Consider the following 3,149-nt stretch of genomic DNA (forward strand, 5'->3'; position numbering starts at 1 on the left):
GGGCACGGCGTGCGCGGCCTGCCGCGATGGCGGGCCGGGGAGCCGGGCTCGTCCGGCCCGGGTTGGGCGGGGTCGCTGACGCGCTCACGCGACGACGACGCGGCGCTGGCCGCGGTGCTCGCCGCGCACGCGCAGGACGGTCCCGCCGACGTCGTCGCCGTACCGCCGGTGCCGTACCCGCGCGCGACCGGCACCGACCGGCTCGACTGGTCCGGTCCCGAGGTCGTCGTGGTCGGGCACACCGCGCACGCACCCGACCACGGTGCGCTCGTCGTCGTGCACGCGGGCGTGCTGCTGTGCGGCGACATGCTGTCCGACCGCGAGGTCCCGCTCCTCGACGAGGCTGCCGCCGACCCCGTCGGTGACTACCGCGCCGGTCTCGACGCGCTGGCCGAGGCCGTCGAACGGTTCGACGTGTCCGCCGTCGTCCCCGGGCACGGCTCGCCCGGGGACCGCGAGGAGCTCGACCGGCGCCTCGAGGCCGACCGCACCTACCTCGACGACCTGGTCGCCGGACGGTCCGACGACCCTCGCCTCGCCGACCCGTGGGTGGCCGAGGCGCACGCCGCCCAGCTCGCCGCCCTGCACCGCTGAGGCGCGTGCGACCATGGCCGCATGGAGTGGCTGTGGGCCGTCGCGGGCGCGGTCGTCGTGCTCGTCGTCGTCGACCGGCTCGTCGCGCGCGGCGTGTTCGACCGCCGCAGCCCCCGCCCCCGCACCCGCGTGCCGTCGGGGTCGGCGGCGTCCGGCATGTTCGGCGGGCTCGTCGACGTCTTCCAGCCGAGCCGCGAGCACCTCACGCAGGAGCAGGACCGTCAGCGGCTCGACATCCAGCACGCCGGGGACACCGCCCCACCCGTCGACCTCGACGCGGGCGTCGCGCGCATCGACCCCGGCCGCACCGTCTGACGGCGTCGCACGAGCCGACCGCTCGACGCGCGGGTCACCGCGCACCCCTCTAGCGTCGCGGTGTGCCTCTCCACGTGTCCCAGATCACGATCGACTGCCACGACCCCGTCGCGCTCGCCCGCTGGTGGGCGGACGCGCTCGGTTGGGACGTGCTCGACGAACCCGAGGACGACGACGGCCCGGTCGAGATCGAGATCGCCCCGTCCGACGGGTCCGCCACCAACTGGCTCTTCATCGAGGTGCCCGAGGGCAAGTCGACGAAGAACCGCGTCCACCCCGACGTGCGCCCGCCTGACGGCTCCGACCAGGCGTCGGAGCTGGCGCGGCTGCTGGCGCTGGGAGCGACGCCCGTCGACGTCGGTCAGGGCGACGTCCCGTGGCACGTCCTCGCCGATCCCGAGGGCAACGAGTTCTGCCTGCTGCGCAGCACGCCGAGCCAGCTCGCCGCGGCCCAGGCCCCGGGCGGCTGAAGGCGCGTCGGTCGCCGGGCGACGCGGGCTGCGGCCAACAGGCCCGCTCGGGTGTCCGTGCCGACGGCGTCGACCACCTCCGTCGGCTGCGACGTGATGGTCCGGCCCGGCCGCGCGGATCCGCGGCCGGGCCGGCGGTCTCAGAAGCGCAGCGAGCGGTTCGTCTGCCTCGCCGCGGCCTCGCGCTCCTGCTCGGCCAGCAGCCGGTGCCGGGCCGCACGGCCCAGGTAGTAGTCGCGCCGCTCGGTCCCGGCCGCGGCAAGCTCGTCGAAGAACAGGGCGGCGCGCTCGTGCACGTCGCGCGCCTCGTCGTGCAGACGGATCGCGTGCGCGACCGCGTCGTCCGTCGGGAACGTCTCGGAGACGTCACGGAGTACCGACGCCGGCACTGGCGGCGCGGCGGGTGCGGGATCGGGTGAGACGTGGATCGTGGCCATGTGGTCCCCCTCGGCGACTCTGCCGTCCAGGTGACGGGCGTGCACGACCTGGCTCCGACTTCTCCGGAGAGGTCTGGTGCTCATCCTCCGATCCCCCGGGGCAACCCGCGACCGGAACGGGGATCCTCTGGCCTGCCGAGGACGGCGGCGACCGGTGAAGGCGGATGAGTCAGTCGATACGCCGGGTTCTGTCCCCGTGCCCGGTTGCCCCGGCACGGGTGGCGACCATCCCTCTACGACGTACGTTGCCGCACGCCTCCAGCGGTCTACCCGGGAGCTCGGGCGGGCCGCCCTCGAACGCTCCCTGTCTGACCTTGCTCCGGGTGGGGTTTACCGAGCCGCACCGGTCACCCGGTGCGCTGGTGGTCTCTTACACCACCGTTTCACCCTGACCGGCGCCCGCGTGCGTGTCTCCACGACGCGGGGCCGGCGGTCTGTTCTCTGTGGCACTGTCCCGCGGGTCACCCCGGGTGGGCGTTACCCACCACCCTGCCCTGCGGAGCCCGGACGTTCCTCGGCAGGCCCGAGGGCCTGACGCGGCCGCCTGACTGACTCATCCGCGCGGACGAGTCTACCCGCTGGTCATGCGACCGGAGCAGCGGGTCAGACGTCGACTCGGTACGGCAGGACGAGCTCGTCGCCGCTGCGGCCGCGGATGCCCCAGTTCTCGGGCGGGCTCTCGACGATGACGACCTCGAGGTCGTCGGCGTCGAGGCCGAGCGCGGGTGCGACGTCGGCGAAGAACGCGGCGACGAGGGCGCGGCGCGCGGCGAGGCTGCGGCCGGTGAAGCAGACGATCTCGACGACCAGGTAGGCGTCCGACCGGGGCGCGACGAGGTCCTCGGGGTCGAGCAGCAGGAAGCGGTGGAACCGCTTGTCCTCGGGGAGACCCCACGCGCCGACGAGCGCGGCGTGGATCGCGTCGGACACCTCGCGACGTCGCGTGGACCACACGTCGCGGCGTCCGTAGACCTTGACCTGCGCCATCGTCCGTCCCCCTCCGGCACACCCGTGCCGCTGATGCGGCCGCCTCGGCTCGCGGAGCCTACAGTCAGGGCGTGCTCGTGCTGCTGCCGCCCTCGGAGGGCAAGACGTCGCCTGCCCGGGGGCCGGCGCTCGACCTGGACGCCCTCTCGTCGCCGGGTCTGACGCCCGTGCGGGAGAAGGTCCTGGACGCGCTCGCCGAGGTGAGCGCGCGTCCCGACGCGGCGGCGGTGCTGGGCGTCGGCGCGAGCCTGGCGGACGAGGTGGCGCGCAACACGACGCTGCGCGCGGCCCCGACGGCCCCGGCGCGACGCGTCTACACCGGTGTCCTGTACGGCGCCGCTGGCCT

Annotated in this window: 5 protein-coding genes, 1 other RNA gene and 1 pseudogene; 4 read left to right on the forward strand and 3 right to left on the reverse strand. The window is 74.8% G+C overall.

The window, feature by feature from the left end; all coding sequences use genetic code 11:
* The 3 genes from HGA02_RS14330 to HGA02_RS14340 form a co-directional block, all read left to right on the forward strand.
* A partial coding sequence (locus tag HGA02_RS14330; RefSeq protein WP_168679644.1) for an MBL fold metallo-hydrolase occupies positions 1–594 on the forward strand: 594 nt, incomplete at its 5' end.
* A 21-nt stretch (positions 595–615) separates the two neighbouring features.
* Complete coding sequence (locus HGA02_RS14335; protein ID WP_168679645.1) at positions 616–909, forward strand: DUF6191 domain-containing protein; 294 nt, start codon at positions 616–618, stop codon at positions 907–909.
* Between the two features lie 62 nt (positions 910–971).
* Positions 972–1,379, forward strand: coding sequence for a VOC family protein (locus HGA02_RS14340; protein WP_343035487.1), 408 nt, complete (start codon positions 972–974; stop codon positions 1,377–1,379).
* 140 nt (positions 1,380–1,519) lie between these two features.
* Here HGA02_RS14340 and HGA02_RS14345 read toward each other — a convergent pair whose 3' ends face one another.
* The 3 genes from HGA02_RS14345 to HGA02_RS14355 all read right to left on the reverse strand — a co-directional run bounded on the left by HGA02_RS14345 (position 1,520) and on the right by HGA02_RS14355 (position 2,803).
* The gene (locus tag HGA02_RS14345; RefSeq protein WP_168679646.1) at positions 1,520–1,816 is read right to left on the reverse strand and encodes a hypothetical protein; all 297 of its coding nucleotides are present in this window, start codon (positions 1,814–1,816) and stop codon (positions 1,520–1,522) included.
* A 161-nt stretch (positions 1,817–1,977) separates the two neighbouring features.
* Positions 1,978–2,372, reverse strand: an RNA gene (gene rnpB / locus HGA02_RS14350) — RNase P RNA component class A.
* Positions 2,373–2,419: 47 nt separating this feature from the next.
* Positions 2,420–2,803, reverse strand: coding sequence for a tautomerase family protein (locus HGA02_RS14355; protein ID WP_168679647.1), 384 nt, complete (start codon positions 2,801–2,803; stop codon positions 2,420–2,422).
* Positions 2,804–2,874: 71 nt separating this feature from the next.
* On the opposite strand from HGA02_RS14355, the pseudogene HGA02_RS14360 reads away from it, so the two are divergent.
* A pseudogene (locus HGA02_RS14360) lies at positions 2,875–3,149 on the forward strand (peroxide stress protein YaaA); the annotation flags it as partial.

The organism is Cellulomonas septica (assembly GCF_012396155.1).
Classification (GTDB): domain Bacteria; phylum Actinomycetota; class Actinomycetes; order Actinomycetales; family Cellulomonadaceae; genus Cellulomonas; species Cellulomonas septica.